Origin of the sequence: Shewanella rhizosphaerae (assembly GCF_019457655.1) — a bacterium.
In the GTDB taxonomy this organism is placed as follows: domain Bacteria; phylum Pseudomonadota; class Gammaproteobacteria; order Enterobacterales; family Shewanellaceae; genus Shewanella; species Shewanella loihica.
The window spans coordinates 1,677,803-1,697,764 of sequence record NZ_CP080420.1 but is presented as its reverse complement, the minus strand read 5'-3'; the positions used below and the strand labels follow the sequence as shown (position 1 = coordinate 1,697,764).

At 55.5% G+C, this 19,962-nt stretch carries 22 protein-coding genes; 3 read left to right on the top strand and 19 right to left on the bottom strand.

The features are described 5' to 3' along the window. Window positions 1-19: 19 nt before the first annotated feature. A complete protein-coding gene (locus K0I63_RS07635) occupies window positions 20-1,507 on the bottom strand; it encodes an MATE family efflux transporter (RefSeq protein WP_220083036.1) in 1,488 nt (495 codons plus the stop codon). 58 nt (window positions 1,508-1,565) lie between these two features. Continuing rightward, window positions 1,566-2,393, bottom strand: coding sequence for an ion transporter (locus K0I63_RS07630; protein WP_011865290.1), 828 nt, complete (start codon window positions 2,391-2,393; stop codon window positions 1,566-1,568). A 169-nt stretch (window positions 2,394-2,562) separates the two neighbouring features. On the opposite strand from K0I63_RS07630, the gene K0I63_RS07625 reads away from it, so the two are divergent. Together K0I63_RS07625 and K0I63_RS07620 are read left to right on the top strand one after the other, a co-directional pair. Then, a complete protein-coding gene (locus tag K0I63_RS07625) occupies window positions 2,563-3,102 on the top strand; it encodes a L,D-transpeptidase family protein (protein WP_258406965.1) in 540 nt (179 codons plus the stop codon). 86 nt (window positions 3,103-3,188) lie between these two features. Next, window positions 3,189-3,779, top strand: coding sequence for a VOC family protein (locus K0I63_RS07620; RefSeq protein WP_220083034.1), 591 nt, complete (start codon window positions 3,189-3,191; stop codon window positions 3,777-3,779). A 140-nt stretch (window positions 3,780-3,919) separates the two neighbouring features. Here K0I63_RS07620 and K0I63_RS07615 read toward each other — a convergent pair whose 3' ends face one another. The 17 genes from K0I63_RS07615 to yejK form a co-directional block, all read right to left on the bottom strand. After that, window positions 3,920-5,305, bottom strand: coding sequence for an FAD-binding oxidoreductase (locus K0I63_RS07615; RefSeq protein WP_220083033.1), 1,386 nt, complete (start codon window positions 5,303-5,305; stop codon window positions 3,920-3,922). Between the two features lie 254 nt (window positions 5,306-5,559). After that, complete coding sequence (locus tag K0I63_RS07610; RefSeq protein WP_220083032.1) at window positions 5,560-6,093, bottom strand: DUF3833 domain-containing protein; 534 nt, start codon at window positions 6,091-6,093, stop codon at window positions 5,560-5,562. Continuing rightward, window positions 6,090-6,578, bottom strand: coding sequence for a chalcone isomerase family protein (locus tag K0I63_RS07605; RefSeq protein ID WP_220083031.1), 489 nt, complete (start codon window positions 6,576-6,578; stop codon window positions 6,090-6,092). Before K0I63_RS07605 ends, K0I63_RS07610 begins: the two co-directional genes overlap by 4 nt. Window positions 6,579-6,586: 8 nt before the next feature. Beyond that, window positions 6,587-7,096, bottom strand: a complete 510-nt coding sequence (locus K0I63_RS07600; protein ID WP_220083030.1) for a DUF2878 domain-containing protein — start codon at window positions 7,094-7,096, stop codon at window positions 6,587-6,589. After that, entirely contained in the window at window positions 7,074-8,354 is a 1,281-nt protein-coding gene (locus tag K0I63_RS07595) for a class I SAM-dependent methyltransferase (RefSeq protein ID WP_434086790.1), read from the bottom strand. The genes K0I63_RS07600 and K0I63_RS07595 overlap by 23 nt, the downstream gene beginning before the upstream one ends. Window positions 8,355-8,456: 102 nt before the next feature. Further along, on the bottom strand, window positions 8,457-9,263 hold the full coding sequence (locus K0I63_RS07590; protein ID WP_220083029.1) for a DUF1365 domain-containing protein: 807 nt from the start codon (window positions 9,261-9,263) through the stop codon (window positions 8,457-8,459). After that, the gene (locus tag K0I63_RS07585; RefSeq protein ID WP_220083028.1) at window positions 9,260-10,513 is read right to left on the bottom strand and encodes an NAD(P)/FAD-dependent oxidoreductase; all 1,254 of its coding nucleotides are present in this window, start codon (window positions 10,511-10,513) and stop codon (window positions 9,260-9,262) included. Before K0I63_RS07585 ends, K0I63_RS07590 begins: the two co-directional genes overlap by 4 nt. Further along, window positions 10,510-11,232, bottom strand: a complete 723-nt coding sequence (locus K0I63_RS07580) for an SDR family NAD(P)-dependent oxidoreductase (RefSeq protein WP_220083027.1) — start codon at window positions 11,230-11,232, stop codon at window positions 10,510-10,512. Before K0I63_RS07580 ends, K0I63_RS07585 begins: the two co-directional genes overlap by 4 nt. 9 nt (window positions 11,233-11,241) lie before the next feature. Next, on the bottom strand, window positions 11,242-11,685 hold the full coding sequence (locus K0I63_RS07575) for a nuclear transport factor 2 family protein (RefSeq protein WP_220083026.1): 444 nt from the start codon (window positions 11,683-11,685) through the stop codon (window positions 11,242-11,244). A 1-nt stretch (window position 11,686) separates the two neighbouring features. After that, window positions 11,687-13,123 (bottom strand): deoxyribodipyrimidine photo-lyase, encoded by a 1,437-nt coding sequence (phrB, locus tag K0I63_RS07570; protein WP_220083025.1) that lies wholly within the window; start codon window positions 13,121-13,123, stop codon window positions 11,687-11,689. Beyond that, window positions 13,120-14,064: a YbgA family protein gene (locus K0I63_RS07565; protein ID WP_220083024.1), complete on the bottom strand. Its 945-nt coding sequence runs from the start codon at window positions 14,062-14,064 to the stop codon at window positions 13,120-13,122. The genes phrB and K0I63_RS07565 overlap by 4 nt, the downstream gene beginning before the upstream one ends. Window positions 14,065-14,125: 61 nt before the next feature. After that, window positions 14,126-14,878 carry a ChrR family anti-sigma-E factor gene (locus tag K0I63_RS07560; protein WP_220083023.1) on the bottom strand — a complete coding sequence of 251 codons (753 nt, stop codon included), beginning with the start codon at window positions 14,876-14,878 and terminating at the stop codon, window positions 14,126-14,128. After that, on the bottom strand, window positions 14,871-15,509 hold the full coding sequence (locus K0I63_RS07555) for a sigma-70 family RNA polymerase sigma factor (RefSeq protein WP_220083022.1): 639 nt from the start codon (window positions 15,507-15,509) through the stop codon (window positions 14,871-14,873). The genes K0I63_RS07560 and K0I63_RS07555 overlap by 8 nt, the downstream gene beginning before the upstream one ends. 57 nt (window positions 15,510-15,566) lie before the next feature. After that, a complete protein-coding gene (locus K0I63_RS07550) occupies window positions 15,567-16,241 on the bottom strand; it encodes an LON peptidase substrate-binding domain-containing protein (RefSeq protein WP_220083021.1) in 675 nt (224 codons plus the stop codon). Window positions 16,242-16,530: 289 nt separating this feature from the next. After that, window positions 16,531-17,343, bottom strand: coding sequence for a M23 family metallopeptidase (locus tag K0I63_RS07545; protein ID WP_258407002.1), 813 nt, complete (start codon window positions 17,341-17,343; stop codon window positions 16,531-16,533). A 129-nt stretch (window positions 17,344-17,472) separates the two neighbouring features. Next, the gene (locus tag K0I63_RS07540; protein WP_011865272.1) at window positions 17,473-18,357 is read right to left on the bottom strand and encodes a 6-carboxytetrahydropterin synthase; all 885 of its coding nucleotides are present in this window, start codon (window positions 18,355-18,357) and stop codon (window positions 17,473-17,475) included. Between the two features lie 230 nt (window positions 18,358-18,587). Beyond that, the gene (yejK, locus tag K0I63_RS07535; protein ID WP_011865271.1) at window positions 18,588-19,619 is read right to left on the bottom strand and encodes a nucleoid-associated protein YejK; all 1,032 of its coding nucleotides are present in this window, start codon (window positions 19,617-19,619) and stop codon (window positions 18,588-18,590) included. Between the two features lie 77 nt (window positions 19,620-19,696). Here yejK and K0I63_RS07530 point away from each other — a divergent pair, with 77 nt between their 5' ends. Next, on the top strand, window positions 19,697-19,912 hold the full coding sequence (locus K0I63_RS07530; RefSeq protein WP_011865270.1) for a YejL family protein: 216 nt from the start codon (window positions 19,697-19,699) through the stop codon (window positions 19,910-19,912). Window positions 19,913-19,962 lie beyond the last annotated feature (50 nt).

The window sequence follows — 19,962 nt, the reverse complement described above, 5'->3', positions numbered from 1 at the left end:
TGTTAAAAACCAAGTGTACCTAGTCGCGGCCCGGGCCTGTAACCAGCTCACTCACTCTATTACTCTCCTCGCAATCTTGCTCTTCGCTGATCTGCGCCATCTGAGCACAGGAGGATGACAGCGGATTAGGACTGCTGGGGCTAAGCTCCTCGTCCAGCGCCTCCTGACTGACCGCAGGTACGGCGCTCGCCTGCACCTTATCTACCAGACGATAAGCGGTTAACACCCCGAGTACGCCGAAGAGGATCGCCCCCAGCACCTGGCCAATCAACACACCTTCGACGCCTCCGAGCTGGCCGCCATAGTAGACGAAGGGAATGGTGCCCAGGGTTGCCTTACCCACGTTAAACAGGGTCGAGTACTTGGCCTTACCCAGGTTATTGAAGGAGGCGTTTGCCACAAACAGGGCGCCGGAGAAGACGAAGAAAACGGCGATGTAGCGACAGAAGAAGCGGATCAGCTCGGCGCTCTCCCCCTGCATGGCAAACAGGGCCACTATCTGCTCCTGCAGCAGCATCAGCAGCAGGGACACAGTCACCACATACAGGGCGCAGAATTGCAGCGCCTTGGTGAGACTCTGACGCACACGGGCAAACTCCCGCGCGCCGAAGTTCTGCCCGACTATCGGGCCTATGGCGCCGCTTAGCGCGAAGATCATGCCAAAGGCCACGGGCGTCAACCTGCCCAGCACGGCCCAGGCGGCCACATAGCTGTCACCAAACTCGGCGATGGCGCGGGTCACCACGGCGTTGCCTATGGGAGTGGCGATGTTGGTCATCATCGCGGGGCCCGCGATGGCAAAGATCGGCTTGATATCTTCCTTGAAGGCGGTCAAATCGAAACGGCCAAACAGCTTGTGCTTGACCACCACGCCCCTGGCGGCCACCAACAGCACGGCGAGACGCGCCAGCACAGAGGCGAGCGCCGCCCCTTCTATGCCCATTGCCAGCAGGAAGATGAAGATAGGATCGAACACCAAATTGACCCCGCCCCCCGTGAGGGTCGACACCATGGAGAGCTTGGCATCGCCCACCGCCCTGAGCGCGGCCCCCAGGGCCATCGCCAGACAGATGATGGGCATGGAGGGCACCAGAATATAGAGGTAACCGGCGGCCAGCTCACCTGTGCGGCCCGTGGCACCCACCAAGGTGAGTAACTCGGGGATAAAACAGGTGACTATGATGGCGACAACAGAGGCCACCAGCACGGTAACCACGGCGCTGTTGAGCAGCAAACGCTTGGCCAGCTCAAACTCTTTGGCCCCCACGGCGCGAGACACCAGGGCGCCGAGGGCGATAGAGAGGCCGATACCGATAGAGGTAGTAAAGAAGGAGATGGTGCCCGCGTAGCCCACGGCCGCGGCCAACTCCTGCTCCCCCAGCAGACTAAGGAAGAAGATGTCGATCAGATCCACCACAAACAGCGCCGAGATGCCGATGGCGGCGGTGGAGCTCATCACCAGTATGTGGCGCATGATGGAGCCCTGGACAAACTTAGCCGTGGTCATAGCGCTCCCTCACGGTCAATCACGCTTACTGCCGAATAGATTGCAAACATAAGGCTCCCTAGAGGTCGGTTTCCAGCTCGTTGCCGCATTTGTCACAGTAGAGCGCCGAGACTTCGTGACCCATCTTGAGACAGTTGCTGCAGCGGCGCAGATCTTTCTTGCGCACCATCTCCTGGGAGATCTCCGAGGTTAGGATGCCGGTCGGGATGGCGATGATGGAGTAACCGATCAGCATGGTCAGCGCGGCGATCCCCTGCCCTAAGGTGGTCTGCGGGGTGATATCGCCATAACCTACAGTGGTGATGGTCACGATTGTCCAGTAGATAGATTTCGGCATGGAGGTAAAGCCATGCTCGGGCCCTTCTACCACATACATGATAGCGCTAAGCACCATGACGATCAGGCTGACGGAGAAGAAGAACAGAAATACCTTACGGCTCGACTGCATCATGGCCCGCAGCAGTATGTTGCCCTCGCTGAGATAACGCAGCAACTTGAGCACCCTGAAGATACGGAACAGTCGCAGCACACGGATCACCAGCGTGAAGTTGGCACCCGGGAAGATGAGCGCCAGGTAACTGGGCAGAATGGAAAGCAGGTCCACCACGCCATAGAAGCTGCGGGCGTATTGCACCGGATGAGCTGAGCAATAGAGCCTAAGCAGATACTCCAGGGTAAAGATGCCGGTAAAGCCCCACTCGGCGATGCGGATCCAGTCGCCGTAGCGGTTATGCACGCTGTCTATGGTGTCGACAAATACCAGGGCGACACTCAACACGATACAGACGATCAGGCTAAGGTCGAAATAGCGACCGGCCGGCGTGTCTGTACCGAAGATAATCTCTCTGAGTTTCTGTTTACGTGCCTCTTGCGGGGTCTCATCCATCTAAATCAACAATCCTTATCGCTTGCTATATCTTTTGCCATCTCTCATACCATAAAAACGTGCCAACCCCATGCGCTTTGATGCAACATGGAATTAACCGATCCAGCTTAATCTAAAATAAGGTATGATGAACACCCAAGTAGTGGCTTTATTTTACCGAACCAAGACGATGCAGACATTTTTTAAACAACTCCTGCTACTCTGCCTGCTCGCCCCGTTAGGGGTTACCTGGGCGCAATCGAGTGGCCTCAGCTCGCCCCACAGTGCCAGTAAGAGCCAGATTGGCAAGGTAGATCTCGTGGTGGTTAATAAGTCTGAAGCCAGCATGTTGTTGATGCGTCAAGGTAAAGTGTTGAGACGCTACAAGATTGCCCTGGGGGATCGCCCGGTCGGCCACAAGCTGCAAGAGGGAGATCAACGCACCCCAGAGGGGCGCTACATTCTGGATTACAAGAAGGCCGACAGCGCCTACTACCGCGCTATCCATATCTCCTACCCCAACGACGAAGATAAACTCAGGGCCGCTGCGCTAGGGATCAACCCTGGCGGACAGATCATGATCCACGGCCAGAATCCTAACTCCTCGCTCACCCCGGATGAAGCCCAGCGCCTCAACTGGACCGACGGCTGTATCGCCATCAAGAACGAAGAGATAGACGAGTTGTGGCGCGCCGTCGATAGCGGCACCCCCATAGAGATCTGGCCATAAGACCAGTGCCGCCACCAGTGCCGAACTCGGTGCCAGCACCGCTAGCATGGCATCAATACCCAATTTTGAGTCCACACAAGATAAATATGATGACTGAATCTCAAGTTTCCGATGAGCTGACTTTTGACGCGCTCAAGCTGCAGTGGCCTACCTTCAGCCAAGCGATTTTAGATTTCATGAAGGAGCTAGGGCTGGATCGCTTAGGTCTCGAGTGCGACCATGCCGCCCTCAGAGTCAACACCAGCCAAGGCGCCGACAGCCTAAGAGAGGCCTTCTGCCGTCAGGGTGAGATCATCTCAGATAATATGATCAACGGCCGCCCCATTCTCATCATCGCCCTCGACACTCCCTTGATACTAGGCGAGCTGACGATAGAATGTATCGAGCTGCCCTACCCCGGCGATAAACGCTACCCGGTCGAGGGCTGGGAACATATCGAGTTGGTGCTGCCGGGCGGCGCTACCACCACAGAGACACTGAGCGAGCAGCTGCTCGAGCGGGTACCCACACTTGCCAGAGTGCTGGCTCAGGAAACGGATGTGAAGGTGAAGATGAGTTCGCCCCAGGGGGAACATGAGCGCCTGGCTAACCCCACCATCGCCTTCAAGCGGGGCAACCTTTGCATCAAGGTCCACCCCCACGGCATAAAGGCGGTTATCGCCTCAGAAGCTAAATAGCCAAATAGCCAAATAGCCAAATAGCCAAATAGCAAACTAATCCAGTAACCAAAGCCTGGCCACTGCCAGGTTATAGCCAAGTGACTGTTATCTTGCAAATAAACAGTCACTTGGTTACTGCTTCAAAGCAAAGCCCCAATCTAAGCGGGCTTAATGTTCTGATTTACCCTAAACAGGTTGTTCGGATCGTACTGCTTCTTCAGCTGACGTAATCGCCCGTAGGTTTCCCCATAGGCCGACTCGGTACGATCGGATTCATCATCGGTCAGGAAGTTGATATAGGCTCCGCCGCTGGCAAAAGGCTTGGTCTTATCGAAGAACTCCCGCGCCCAGGCGATACAGCGTTTATCATCGTCGGCAGACTCCCAGCGCACATGCACGTTCAATACGTACTGGGCATCCCGGGCTGAATAAGCCATGGCATCGGCGGCCGGAAGACAGGTGGCGCAACCGATTGAGGCGATAAAGATCTCACACTGCTCTGTGGGCAGGGTACCAGCATATTCGATGGCCGTATCGATAGCCGCTTCACTAAGCTGGGTAAAATTATGGGACTTCCAATAGTTACGCGAGCCGGGCGTCAACAGTGGATCGAAGGCCTGCTGCCATGCTGCAAAGGGTTGAACGCCCACATGCTCACCCACAGGCGTGCCAAATTGACGAAGCGGCGCGATCAGTTTCTCACCTTCGGCGGGATCGCCGGCATAACAGATCGCCAGCACTATCACCTCTTTGCCGTGAACCGACTCGGGGAGAAATGGCAATGGCGGCGCCTTACGAGCCACCATCCAGACACTTAACTCCTCGGGCGCATTAGCGGTAAAGTTAACGAACTGGCTGATAACAGACTTTGCCTGCTCGAAGGGGAAAACGATGAGGCCGCTAAGGACGTCGGGCCCGAGGGGATGCAGCTTAAACTCAAATTGAGTGACTATACCGAAGTTACCACCGCCGCCGCGCAGTCCCCAGAAGAGCTCTGGTTCGCTGGCCTGACTGGCAACGAGCTGCTTGCCTTCGGCGGTCACGACATTGGCCGACACCAGGTTATCGATTGTCATGCCCAATTTGCGACTTAACCAGCCAAAGCCACCACCTAAGGTTAATCCTGCGATCCCTGTGGTGGAGTTGATCCCCACGGGTACCGCCAGGCCATGTTTCTGGGTGGCGGCGTCCACATCCGCCAAGGTACAACCCGGCTCAACCAAAGCCAGTTGTTTGTCGGGGTCGACCTTGACCTGTTTCATCAAGGACAGATCGATCAACAGGCCATCGTCACAAAGGGCCTTACCCGCGATATTGTGGCCACCGCCGCGAACCGAGATGAGTAATTCATGTTCCCGGCCAAAGTTGACGGCCTTGACCACATCCTCCGCCGAGGTGCAACGGGCGATCATCCCCGGTTTTCGATCTATCATGGCATTCCAGATCTGTCGCACTTCGTCATAGTTGCTGTCTTCGGGCAAAATAACATCGCCACCAAATCCAACCTTAAAACTGTCCACCTGAGATTGTTGTAAATCTTTCATATAAGCTGCCTCTTAAGCGTCACATCGCCGCGCAAACAATGTATGTGCCAATAAGTGCTATGCTCATTCCCTCAAGTGTAACGTCAATAATGCTTGGTTCTAGTTGGAGTAATGGAATTCATTCACGGATATAAATACGGCGTATCAAAAGAGCATCAGTCTTTATGTTAGTAGAAACCATGGGGTTTGGATAACCAGACCCATGCTCAAACGCGATTTAAAATGACGACAGCAAACGGGTTGGCGGTTTAGCCCTAAATTTTCTCGATGTAGAGGATAACTTCCCCCACTTTAAAGCCAAACTTGCTCATCTCTGTCTTGTTGAACAGGCGCTTATCATCGAGCAGAAACATCCAATCATCTAAGGTCACCCGATAGATCTCTCCATCGACCGGGATCTCGAGTTCATACTGCCAGAACAGCGCCGCTCCTCGGGTTTGGCCAAGGGCTGTGCCTACCACGTCTTGGGCGCTGCCTTGATAGGAATTATCATCAAGCTTGGTGAGCTGCCAGGTGCGCTCGCTCTTCTCGCCGTCATCGAACACAAACCACTCCTGGATCTCGCCCCTATCCCCCTGCCAGTGAGCCAGCATATCCACCTCGAAGCGCCTTATCAGGGCGCCGGAGCGATCCAGCACTATGCCGTAGGCCTTTAGCTTACCGTCAAAAAAGCTGTCCAGATGCAGCTCTGGGTTGGTGTCGCTATAGTCCTCAAGTGAGGCGCTGCCACAGGCACTAAGCAGCAAGATAACTAAGGAGGTCACAAATGCTAAAACGAACTTTTTCATTGTCTTAATCCCAATAGGCCCTGCCTTAACTCAGGCTCTGAGGTGCGCTCAGATAACCAGATGGCCAGAAACGCCTCTCCGAAGGTGCGATCCTGGATCTGCCCAAGCGGCTTGTCACCGAAGTAAAAATAGCTGTCGCCCTGACTGTTCACCCATAGGGTCAGGCTGTCGCCCTCGCGCACATTGGGCCAGAGCCCCTGGATATGCCGCTGCCAAGAGGTTATCTGCTGGTCTGAGTACCCCAGGTGACGCCATTGTTCTAGCGTGGCCTCGATAAGCTGATCGCTTTCGATATCTCGATAGTAGTTTATCTTCAGCGCCTTATCAGCACTCGCCTCATAGTCAGGCTGAGCGCTATACAGCTCGGCGCGATACAAGGTCCAAAACAGATACTGCATCTCGGCGCTACCTATCTTATGTAGCCTGTCGAGATCCGCGGCCTGAGCACTCAGGCTTAAGAGTAATAGCAATAGATATTTACCCATGACTCACCTCACTTTCTTACCTGACTCACTTGCTGCGCCGATAACATCCCCTGCCCCCACACCAACAAGGGCAGGAGCACTGCCCAAACAGGTGCCGCGATCAACCAAAAACTGATAGCCGAGACTTGGGTCGTTAAGGCGCCCAGACTCACGCCGGCCCAATAGCTGCCCGCCCCGCCAAAGGCGCCGATGAGCATCAGCCAGGGAAGACTGAGCCCGGATAGCAGGCGTAAGCTGTGATTGAGGCTCATCAGGAAGATCACCCACAGCAGGGCTAGCCAGAGGGGAAACGCAGACTCGACACCGCGAAAGGTGCCGAGGGCGATGAGCGCCCCATCCACCAGCAGCCCGAGCGGTAAAAGCGCCATCAGCCTAAGATCCGCCTTCACGCAGGGGGACAGCAGACAGTGCAGCACGATCAGCCCAGAGATGATGTAGCTGGCCGAGTTTGTTAACCAGGCCGCCGACCACCAGGCCAGCTGAAACAGGCCAAGATTAATAAGCCAGAACGCTTTCATCCTGAGCACCAAAATACCTGGGCTTACGGGCGACCAGATGATGGGTGGCGATCAGTCGCTCCTTAAATGCCCCTTCGCAGTAGCAGAAGTAAAACAGCCAGAGACGCTTAAATTGCTCGTCATAGCCAAGCGCCTCCAGTTCCGGCCAGGCCTGCTCGAATGCCTGACGCCAGTCGTACAAGGTTCTGGCATAGTGCAGACCGATATCCTCCAGATCGCAGATCACCATGTCGGTTCGCTTGGCCAGCTGCTCACTCATCACGGCCACAGACGGCAGACAGCCACCGGGGAAGATATATTTCTGAATGAAGTCGACGCCTTTACGGTATTTATCGTAGCGGCCATCACTGATGGTGATCGCCTGCAGCAGCATCTTGCCATCATCCTTGAGCAGGCCCGAGCAGGTCTCAAAAAATGTCCCCAGATACTCGTGGCCCACCGCCTCAATCATCTCTATCGACACCAGCTTGTCGTACTGGCCTGTCAGGCGGCGATAGTCCTGCTTGAGCAGGGTTATCTGGTCGCTAAGGCCCGCCTGCTCAATGCGCTTCTTGGCATATTGATACTGGGCATCGGATATGGTGGTCGTGGTAACGCGGCAGCCATAGTGCTGCGCCATATAGATGGCCAGCGCCCCCCAGCCTGTGCCGATTTCCAGCACATGCTCGCCGGGCTTGAGTTCCAGCTTTTCGCAGATGGTACGCAGCTTATTTTGCTGCGCCTGGGCCAGGCTCTGCGCCGCTCCATCATAGAGGGCGCAGGAGTAGAGCATAGAGTCATCGAGAAAGCGCTCGTAGAGCTCGTTACCTATGTCGTAGTGGGCCAGGATGTTACGCTTGGCACCCTGCTCTGTGTTGCGTTGACTCAGCCTTAGCAGCAGATGCTTGATGCGAGTCAGCCAGGCCATCTTCTGCTCCAGCGCATCCAGCCGGGTTTGATTACGGGCCATCACCTGAATCAGGCGGGTGAGATCTGGAGTGCTCCACTTGCCATCGAGAAAGGCCTCTGCGGCGCCTATGCTGCCCCCCTGGATAAGGTCGCGATAGAAGCTGGGATCCAACACATTTATCTGGGCGCTGAGGCTTGCACTTCGCTCACCAAACTGCTGCTGCGTATCACCTTCGATAAGGGTGATAAAGCCGCCTTTGAGCTGGCCCAAGAGGCGAATGACCAGGGCGCGATACTTCTGCATTGTGCCCAGTTCCACTGCCACAGCGCGAGGCCTTACACCATTTACTTGTTTGATTGTCTGTTCCATCTCTACCTCGCTAAATGAAATACAGTCTGCATCCGGGTTGTCGCCATGCTCTGCTGCTGTCCGCCTGCGCTAATTTCATATTCAGCGTGACTGGCTACTGGTTTAACTCGCGCTATCGGCATCTGGGTGCGCGATAAAGGGCACCCGCTTGAGAAACAGCTTAAGCGCCTGCCAGTAGATCCCGAGCAGCATCTTCACCGTCATGGCAGGGATCCTGACCCAGGTGCTTAGCAGATTAGCCGGGGTTATCCCCTGCCTGTCGAGCGCCAGGGTGGCATCGAACACCTTAGCCTCCTGATGGTTCTCGATATGCACCAACGCCTTGGCCGCCGGCGGCGAAACTCGCCAATGATAGGTCATCTCCATCGCCATAAAGGGCGACACATGAAATGCCTTCTTGAGCTTCATCTCGCCCTCCAGGCTCAGCAGGTAGTAATGCCTCTGGTTCCAGGGGGTGTTACTCACCTCGGTCAACATGTAGCGGCAAACCTGCTGCGCGTCGTAACAGAAGTAGAAGTTGATGGGACTGAAATAAACCCCTAAGCAGCGGCACTGAGCCAGCATCACTACCCTGTTTTCTGTCTGCCAACTTCCACCGAGTGCGGCGACTTTCTGGGCAATACGCTGCTTAAGGCTGCCGGGTTCATTTTTGAGGTAATCTTTTTCATTAAAACGTATGGGGTTGAACCAACGCAGGCCAAACAGCCAGCTACGGGAGGTCACTGCCGAGAGCTCGTCGAGATCCAGCCCCATCATGTAGAGACGATAGCCAAAGGCGTGTGGGATCTCGCCAAACCTGCGATGGCGCACCTGTCCGGTATAGATACCGCTGTGCTCCACTGGCGCTTTTGGCTCCTGCTGCGCTCTACTCGCTTGAGAGACAGCAATTGTCTGGCGATTGACGCTCATAGGCTCATCCCGAAGCGCTTGGTCACATCCAGGGCGCTGCGCACCCCATCTTCATGGAAGCCGTTGTACCAGTAGGCGCCGACAAAGTGAGTGTGGGCCTTACCGCATATATCCAGGCGTCGCTGCTGGGCGCGGCAGCTGGCCTCGTTCAGTACCGGATGGTGATAGACGAAGCGGCGCAGTACCTTGTCTTCGGCTATCTCCTCACTCTGATTCAGGGTGACGCAGAAGGTGGTGTCGCTATCGATCCCTTGGAGGATATTCATGTTGTAGGTGACACAGGCGGCGCGCTCGAGATTATCATCCAGCATATAGTTCCAGCTCGCCCAGGCCAGTGGCCGCTTAGGCAACAGACTGATGTCTGTGTGCAGCACCACCTCGTTACGGCTATAGGGAATGCCGCCCAGCACTTCTTGCTCATCGACCGTGGCGTCTCCTAACAGGGCTAGGGCCTGGTCCGAATGACCGGCGAAGATCACCTCATCGAAAACCTGGGTCTCGCCCCCTTGCAGCACCAGCTTCACCTCACCCTCCTGGCGATACACGCCCTCAATCTGGCTACCTAAATGTACCGGACAAGAGAGGCCGGCGAGGATCGCCTCAACATACTGACGGGAGCCGCCGGGCACCACATACCACTGGGGCCTGTCGCTGATGTTGAGTAGGCCATGGTTGTAGAAGAAACGGATGAAGAACCTAAGCTCGAAGGCCTGCATCTCTTTCAGGCTGGTCGACCAGATGGCCGCCCCCATGGGCAGAATGTAGTGTTCGCTGAAAAAGCGAGAAAAACCATGTTGCTGCAGAAATTCCCCCAGGGTCATCCCATCAGGCACAGTATCCTGGCCGTAACACTCCTTGCAGAGACGATTGAAGCTTAAGATCTCACTCAGCAGACGCCAGAAACGGGGACGAAACAGGTTACGCCGCTGGGCAAACAGGCTATTGAGGCCGTGGCCGTTGTACTCGAAACCCGTCTGGCGGTTGTGCACGCTAAAGCTCATCTCGGTAGCCTGCCCTTCGATGCCGAGCATGGCCAGCAGACGATTGAAATTGGGATAGGTCCGGTCGTTGAACACGATAAAGCCGGTATCTATGGCATAGTCGCGCCCCTCATGGTGCACATCGACCGTGGCCGTGTGTCCGCCCACGTAATCATTTTGCTCAAACAGGGTCACCTCATAATGCTTGTCCAGCAGATAGGCGCAGGTCAGGCCCGAGATGCCCGAGCCAATAATGGCAATTTTTTTCATGGAGACACCATCCTCATGGCGAGACGGCGCCAAAGCGAAAAAGGTAACAGTGAGAGGCTCTGCATCAGCCAGATAAACAGGCGCGGGAAGCGAATATCGCGCTTGCCCTTGGCGATACCGCGCATTATGGTCGAGGCGGCCTCCTCGGCACCGATCATCATGGGCATGGCAAAGGTGTTTCTATCCGTTAGCGGCGTCTGCACGAAGCCTGGATGCACCAAGGTTACCTCTATCTGATGCTTAGCCAGATCGATCGCCAGCACCTTGGCCAGGTAGCTCAGCCCCGCCTTGGAGGCGCCGTAGGCCTCGGCTCGTGGCAGCGCCAAAAGCTGTGCGCTGGAACTGACCAACACCAGGCGACCACCAGGCTTCAAATTGGGTAACCAAGCCTGCAGGGCGTAGCCGATGGCGATAAGGTTGATATTGATAATTTTGTCGAAACGCTTGGCATCGAAATTAAGCGCATCGTCGATATATTCGCAGTCGCCGGCGTTAAGGATAAGCAGATCAAGCGGCCCATGGTCGGCAGCGAGCGCAGGATAGCTATCGTACTGCATCAGATCGAAACACAGGGTGCTGATGTTAGGCTGCGCCTCTGTTAGTGCATCTAGCTTTGTCTGGCTGCGACCGCAGGCCACTACCTGATGCCCGGCCTTGGCATAGCCAAGGGCCAGCTGCTTGCCTATCCCGGAGGTGGCGCCCGTTATCATGAGTTTCATCCCGGCCTCCTAGTTCACGGCGCGGCGTTTGACCGCGCGGATAAGGCCGCCGAGCAGCGGCAGCTGCTCATACAACATGGCGCCGACATCGAAATAATCCCTGTGATAGACAACCTTGTTGTCTTTGGCCTTCAGTCGAGAATGTCCCTCGACCACGATGGGCTGGCTGGCGTTGAGCTGCTTGTGCCTGAAGGTCATGGTCCAGTAGACGGCGGCTTCACCTTGATGCTCAAACACATGCTCAATAGTGAATTCACAGCTGATCACCTGGCGATAAAGGCCCTGAAAATAGCCCAGCAGGTTATCCAGCCCCTCGACGCGATGCAGAGGGTCGCAGAACACCACCTCGGGATGATAGATCTTGCGCAGCGCCTCCAGATTATCCGTACCCAGCTCGCGGTATACGGCCGTGAAGTTTTGTAACCACAGGGCGCTAGCCATCATCTTCGTCATCCTATTCCACCTTATAAAATGCCAGGGCCCTTTGGCGCGCCGCCTTATGGTCCACTATCGGCGCAGGGTAGATCTCAGCCTTGCCCTGACTCGCTAAGTAGTCGTGGGGGAAGTGGATCTGCTTGTCGGGCACCTCTCTCAACTCTGGTAGATACTTACGGATGAAGTCACCCCGAGGATCAAACTTTTGGCTCTGGGTGATGGGGTTAAAGATCCTAAAATAGGGCTGGGCATCGCAGCCCGTGCTGGCGGCCCACTGCCAGCCGCCGTTGTTAGCACTGAAATCACCGTCGATCAGCTGCTGCATGAAGAAGCGCTCGCCCTTGTGCCAGTCCACCAGCAAGTGCTTGGTGAGAAAACTCGCCACTATCATACGCAGGCGATTGTGCATCCAGCCGGTACGGCGGAGCTGTTTCATGGCCGCATCGACTATGGGGTAGCCGGTGCGCCCCTCACACCAGGCCTGAAAGTGTGCCTCGTTATTGGGCCAGGGCAGCGACTCGTACTTGGACTGAAAGCTTCTGCCCTTGATAAGCTCTGGATAGTGAAACAATAGATGTTTGTAAAAATCCCTCCAGATCAGCTCGTTGAGCCAGGTGAAGGCGCCGTGCAGAGTGTCGTAGATCACCTCGGGATGACGCTGCACCAATTGCAGCGCCAGCCAGCGCGAGCTAATCGCCCCTATGGCCAGATAAGGCGACAAGCCTGATGTTCCCTTGATGGCCGGAAAGTCGCGCCGCTCACCATAATTGAGCAGCTTGTCTTGCCAGAAATGGGGCAGCAGCTGGCTCATCACTTGCTCACTGTCGGGCCAGCGGCTGGAGTCCTCCAGGGGATAATCTAGGTTGATGCTTGATGATTGTAGTGTTGGCTGTTGGGGAAGCTGAGACGCTGCTTGAGCATCACCGACCAATTTAGCCGGCGTCGATTTTGCCGGCGTCGGCACACACTCTATGCCCTTCGCCGCCACACACTTGAGCCAGGCCTTCTTAAAGGGGGTAAAGACCTTAAACATCTCCCCCTGCTGGTTGAGCACGCTGCCCGGCGGCAAGATGGTATCGTTTTGCCACAGGCGCAGATCGATCCCCGCCGCCATCACCTGTTTGTCGCGCTCCTGCTCATCGAGCTCAGGCTCGCTGTTGGCCAGCAGCAGGTTGACGCCATGGTCGCGGCAGTGGTCGCATAACGCCCTCACCTGATCGCCAAAATCTGTGGCGGATAAGATGACCAGCTCGATTCCGTACTCAGCTAACCCACCTGCCATCAACTCGAGGTGACGACGAATGAGATCGACCTTTATCGGCGCCATCTCATGTTGCTGCCACTGGGCCGGGGTGGCGATAAAGAGCGCCTGTTTCACCCCGAGCCGCACCGCCTCACTCAAGGCGGGATTATCATGGAGACGGAAATCCCGTCTCAGCCACAAGAGTGCGCTCAATAGCCGTACCTCAATCTCAGCTCCTTAGGATGTGGGTTCAGATAGGCCTGCTGCAGCAGGTATTCGTTTGGAAACTCAATAAGATAATGTTTTATCAGGGTCAGCGGCACCAGGAGTGGGGACAGCCCCTCGCGATAGGCGGCGATCTCCTGGGTCAGCTCGCGGCGCTTATTCTCGTCAAGCTGACGCTTAAAGTAGCCCTGCAGATGTTGCAGCGTGTTGGTGTGACTGCGACGGGACGCCTTATATTTAAGCGCCTCCATCAGCCCCGAGATATAACGCTCACTCTGCTCCTCGAGGTCAATGTCGGCGCGGCCCAACAGACGGCCCAGCTCGCGATAGCTCTCGACATGATGGCTCATCACCAGATACTTGTGAGCGCTATGAAACTGGATCAACTTGTGCCGGGTCAGCCCCTCGGCCTTGAGATCCAGCCACTTCTGATAGGTGAAGATGCGGGTGGTGAAGTTTTCGCGAATGATGGGATCATTCAACCTGCCATTCTCCTCACAGGGCAAGAGCGGATTAGCCTTCATCACCTGCTCGGCGAAGATGCCGACACCGGTAGACTCTGAGCCCTTGCCGTGGTGATGATACACCTTGACCCGCTCCATGCCACAGCTTGGACTCTTGGCGCAAAACACGAAACCTGCCAGATCCTGATAGTTCTGGGCGACCTTGGCACCGAAGTCTTTAAGGGCCTGGGTCACATCGCCGCTGCCGTCGGGGCGGGACACGGTAATGATGTTATCCCGCACTATCTGCCTAATGGTCGGGCGCGGCACCGGCAGGCCGATCGCCATCTCGGGACACACAGGTTTAAACTCGGCAAACTCCGCCAGCTGCTCCATACAGAAGCCCGATTTCTTATGGCCTCTGTCGAAACGCACCGGCTCGCCCATCACACAGGCACTGATGCCAATCTTCAATTTCTTCTTCATGGCGCCTCCAGTTGGCAGACTCGGATTAGTACTCGAATTAGTACTCGAATTAGTACTCGGATTAATAGATAAAACGTCCGATTGGGTTAAGCAGCTGGCTCATCCCTTGGGTGAAACGAATGGCGTCACTCGATACCGTGAGACAGACACAGCCCTCCTCGGTCACCGGCTGATGGGTATGCTGACCGTCGAGCCAGATGAAATCGCCCTTGCGGTATTCGCCCATCTCATCGGTGAAGCTGCCCTGCAGCAGCAAAGTGATCTCGAAGCCTTTATGGGTGTGACAAGGCACGCTGCCACCCTTGTCTATGTGCAGCAGGCTCATCCTGAGATCGCCATCGTCCAGCGCCAGGCGCGAGCGGGATAGCTTGCCCATGCCCTGCCACTCCTTGAGGGCAATAGACTTAAGCGCCGTCGGCAGCGGGATGCGCTCACCGCCCACGGCAATCTCGGTGACGGTCTGCGGCAACTGCTGCGCATCGTCACGCTCCAGGGCCGTGATGGCGTTAATGCAATCAGCAAACTCGTCTGAGTCGCCGAACTGGTCGCAAGTATCAAAATCGTCCAAGCCATCAAAATCGTCCAAGGCAGAAATATCCGCTAAGCCAGCGGCCTGAGGCTCATCTCGTAAGCCTTGTTCTTTGATAGACTCGCCAAAGGCGTCGATGGCGGCCTGCTCGGTGAGGGCCTGCACCGCACGGGTACACTCACTGCAAAGCTCCACATGGCTGGCCACCACGACTGATACGGATGCTGGCAAGGTACCTGCGACAAACTGCGCCAGTACGTCAGAGTTGGGATGGTGATTAATCATGCTGCTGGTCTCCCATCTGCTGCTTGAGTTTTGCCAGGGCGAGCCTGAGTCTGGATTTGATGGTGCCGATTGGCACGCCAAATTGCTGGGCCAGCTGCTCCTGGGAGAGTTCCTGATAGTAGACACCCTTGACCACGGCGCGCTGGGCCTCTGGCAGGCTGTCGACATAGGCCAGCATCTGCTTCTCCATCAGATGATCGGCGAAATGCAGCGGATCTTCATCGCTCTGGACCTGCGCCTGTTCCAATGGCCAGATATCGTCACCCAGGTTCATCTCGGCCTTGGCCTTGACGCGCCTAAGCATATCGAAGGCGGCGTTGCGCATCACGGTATAGACCCAAGTGGTGGCCGCGCCTTTGTCGCCGTCATAGAGGTGCGCCTTGCGCCAGACGTTACTCATGGTCTCCTGCACCAACTCGTGTGCCTGAGCCTCGTTGCCTAGCTGCTTGATACCAAAGCGTTTGATCTTAGGTGCAAAGAATTGAAACAGGCGGGTAAACGCCTGCTTGTCCCTTGCATCGGCAACCCGCACCAGCCAGGTCGACAGCTCGGCGGGCACCTGCGTCTCTGGATGACTCTTGATATTCGCACTCCCTTTATCCGGGGCGCCTGCGCTAACAAATGTCTGCATCTGTACTCACGTATGACCCTAACATAAAGGCCTATACGCAGGTGTGCGCGGCGAGGATCAATTAATTTTATCCTGACCCAAAATGAATGTATCGAGAAACGATTTTGCCTGAGGAAAACTGCCGGGCAAGATGAATTTCTCCTTCTCATTCAAAGATAAAGGCAATATCTCTAAAAAGCGAGCGCAGACCCAATCCAGCCGATTAAATTCTGGTTGCAGGTAAAGTACGGCCAATTGTGGATGCTTGGCAAACAGGGCGCTCAGGGCGAGCCCCAGTTCGCCGCGCTTGGCACTGGCGGCAAGCGTCGGCCAGTGGTCGCGGTAATGACAGCGAGCCATCAAGAGCCCATCGCCACGCACATCGAAACAGTCCAGGCTCACCAGATGGCTAGCCCTAACATCTATCACCAGCAGGCCATCTTCGCCGTGGTGAAAATCGATTATCTGCACTTTAGTGCCCCAGTCGGGCACATTGAAGTCAAACGCCTTATCGTAGCGGGCGATCACAAAGCCTCTACCTGTTGACTCGGCCACCAAGGATTCTGAAACCATGGCAAGATAGCGCTGCTCGAAGATCCTCAGGCGCTGCACGCCCCCCGGCAGCACGAACAGCGGCAGGGGAAAGACCGCCAGGGTCTGCTCCGCTAGCCTAGTAGGCTGCTGTTGCCGCGACTCTGTATGATCCGCTTGCTGCGCCCCGGTAGCAGGGCTGGTTTCATGGGTGATCTTCATACTGACTTACACGACTCTTCTGCTTAAATGCTTTCCGACACAGAAATCAAAGCGCAGTAGCTTTGCTGCTTACGATATCTGCATAACCTATAACTTGATTACGCAGTGATACCAAGAATCGATCACCCAATCGCCAGATGAGTTAAGAAAGAGATAAATAAAGAAATGAGTTAATAGCAAGAGACATGAAAAAGGCGACCCTTGGCCGCCTTAACTGATATCTCGTTTCACTCTCCTTGTCAGAGAGCGCTTTTCCCTACTCGCCCTACTTCCCTACTTCCCTACTTCCCTACTTGTTGGCCTGTTTGGTCTGTTTGGCCTGGGTTTGACGCTCAAGCACACTCGCCATGGACGGTACCACAGTCACGGGATCCAGCCGCATCTGGAACCAGTTGAGACGCCAGTCAAGATGTGGCCCGGTGGCGCGTCCGGTGGCGCCCACCTCGGCAACCGGCTGGCCCTGTTTAATGGTCTCGCCCGGCTTCACATACAGCTTGCTCAGATGCAAAAAGCTGGAGCTCACCCCATAGCCGTGATCGATGATCATAGTGCCGCCAGAATAAAACATGTCGGGTACCGAGAGGGTCACCACGCCATCGGCGGGCGCCACCACCACAGTGCCCGTCTTGGCGGCGACATCCACGCCATAGTGGGGATTGCCCGGCTTGCCGTTATAGACGCGCTGGCTGCCATACACGCCCGAGATGCGCCCGGTCAGCGGCCAGATGAAGTCTTGAGCAAAGGCGGTCTGCCCCGAGAAGGTGGCTCTGGCCGCCTTGACCTGCTTGCTGTCTTTGGCCGCACGCTCTAGGCCCTTAGGATCCGGCTTCATGATCTTCTTGGCGATGCCGTTGACCTTGTCTATCTTGTACTGTTTCTCGCTAATCTTGAGGGGCATAAGCTGGGTCAGGCCATCTGGGTAGACAAGTTTAAGCTCTTGATTGAGCGTGGCTTCCCGCTCGAAGCCGAAGGCAAACAACCCCTCGGGACTGACTTTTACTGGCTCACCGTTGAGCCATACCTGGGTTCCCGCCTGAGCCTGGCCGCGGATCAGCGCGCCCTGCTCCATCTTGCCACTCAAGTTAACCTCGCTCAGGTTCATCTCGGCCTGAGCGCCCACGGCGCCACCAAGACTGAGTACAGCCACAACTAAGCGCAACAAGTTCAAATTCGACTCCTATCGATTCAGGCTAATAAAGGACTAAGGCTAACTAAAACGTCTGACACGCTGCTAAACGTTGCGCTCGCCTTTAGAGGCGATGGCACCCTTACCCACGCCTTCATAGGCGATCACCTTAAATTCGCTCTCTGGGTTTTCGCTCGCCAGGGTGGTGGCGATAAAGTCGGCCAGCAGCTCTACCGTGGTGTCGTGGGGGATGATCTCGCAGCGCTTCTTAGGCATGGCCAGCTGGAAATCCCCCTGTGGCGCCACATAGTGGAAACCGTAGTGGGTCTCATCGCTCACGCTTGTCTGCGGTGACAGGTCCAGCTCGTCCACCTCGACCAGATCATCTTCACTGCCGAGATAGATATCTTTCCAGCGGCGGGCCCAATACTCGTCCCACTTAGGCGCGGCGATACCATTTTCAAACACGTTGATCGGGCTGCGATGACCGTGAGCGATGCGCTGGCAGTTACCATCGTGCTTCTTCAGGCCATGTGAATAATGATAATAAGGCGTTTCATGCAGCTCGTTACGCAGTGTCAGCGCAATGCCTTGCACGTTGTCAGGCAGCACCTCTTTCAAGGCTTTCTGCAAGAAAGCATTAACACTGTCGAAATCGATAATTTCCGTTGGGATCAGGGCAAAGGCCTGGGCAGGACAGGCAAGATGGATATCTCCCTGTAGGCTGTTGAAATCCATCCAAACACGATCGCCCTGTTGCTGCCATCTCACCTCGGCGCAGGCGGTGGGGATCAGCAGGCGGTGATCGGCCACATCGTCAATGGTGTTCTTGATGGTGCGCTTCACCTTGGCAAAATCCAGCACCATGTTCTGATCGTCCAGGCCGCCATCGAGCAGCACATCGACGATCCAACTTTCTCCCACCATGCCACGGATAGGACACAGGTAAGAAAAATCGATTACGGTTAAATCTCTAACAAATAGTTGCATTTACGCTCCGTCGGCAGAAAAACAGTCCACCTTAATTGATCCCATCGGCAAACGGCCGGAGGACACTCTAGTTTCAACAGATAATTTCAACTCATCTGCGATATTTTAGCAAGTCGCACAGGGCCTAAGCGTTCGCCGCCTGACCATTACAAGCTATTTAAAGCATCATAAACGAAAAAAGCGTCTAACACAGACGCTTTTTTCTGGCGCTGAATAGCCCGTTAATAGGGTTATTGACCGCCCTTGAGGCGACGATCCAGCTGATCTTTCAGGTTAGCCGGCACGCCCTTGATCAAGATAGAATCTGAGATGGGGTCATAGATCACCCGCTCGCCCAGATGCTGACCGTCGAAGCTGATGGTCACGCCACCGCCGGTACCGGAGAACTTTTTCAGCTGACGCAAAGTCGGCTTGTCGCCGGGAAACTCCTCTTCCAGCTCATAGTCGCCGCCCTGGGCGAAATCGTAGAAGGAGTCCATGCCCGCATCGGCCAGTTCATCGGCCAGGTCTTTTAGCTGAATGTCGGCGCCGCTATCGACCCGCTCGGTGCAGTACTCGAACACCTTCTCGCGGCACTGCTGGCGCTCATCTTTGGTCAGCTCGCTGCTGGCCACAAAATCTTCTACCGCGTTCATCAGCGACTTGTTTTGCGCCTTGGTGTTTACCCCTTCGACACAGCCCATGAAATCGAGGAAGAAATCGGCCACCTTACGTCCGGCGCGGCCGCGCACGAAGGAGATATACTTGAGCGAGTCCGGATCGGCCTGCCACTCGGTCAGATCGATACGGGCTGCCAGCTGCACATTGTTGAGATCCAGGTGAGTGTTTTGCGACAGCTCCATATCATCCAATACCGTCATCGACGACTTGGCGTTGAGCAGAGAGACAAACAGGTAGTCGCTGGTCATATAGGTATAACAGGCCAGCAGCAGGAAGCCGCCCTGGCTGAAGTCATACTTGGCGAGCTCTTCCTGGAGAAGCTTACCCGCCATGCCTGAGAACTCGACGAACCCAAGCTCGCCACCCAGATACTGGCTCAGGGCCTCTTTAAACTGTGGGTTGGCTTCACCATCTTCGCCGTGGGTACCAAAATGACCAAACCCTTTCCCCGACTTACTGGTGTAGGTTTGATGCAGCTCTTCGAGCATGGCTTCGACGGCTTGACTATTTAGTAGCGGTTGTGGACGCAATCTACAGCTGAGCTGGCCTTCGCCATCTTGGGATATCGCGTGAATAATTGCTTGTTCGACGTTAATACTCATAAGCCTCGATAGTGATGTTGGTAGAAATCCGTTATTATATGCCGCTATTTCAAATTAAAGTGAAAAAATTTTTAAATATGGCTATCCAATCTAAATATTCAAACGCCCAGGTCGAAGCCGTTATCGCCGAGATCCTGGCAGTACTCGACAAGCACCAGGCGCCGACCGACCTCAGCCTCATGGTACTGGGCAACTGTGTCACAGATCTGCTGCTACGTAAGGTGCCTGAAGAAGCGCGCGCCCAAGTGGCCGAGCAGTTTGCCAAGGCGCTTACCCAGTCGGTAAAAAGCTAACACTAACGGCTATAAAGCGGTTTTTGTGCGCAAAAAACTGGCCAATCCGC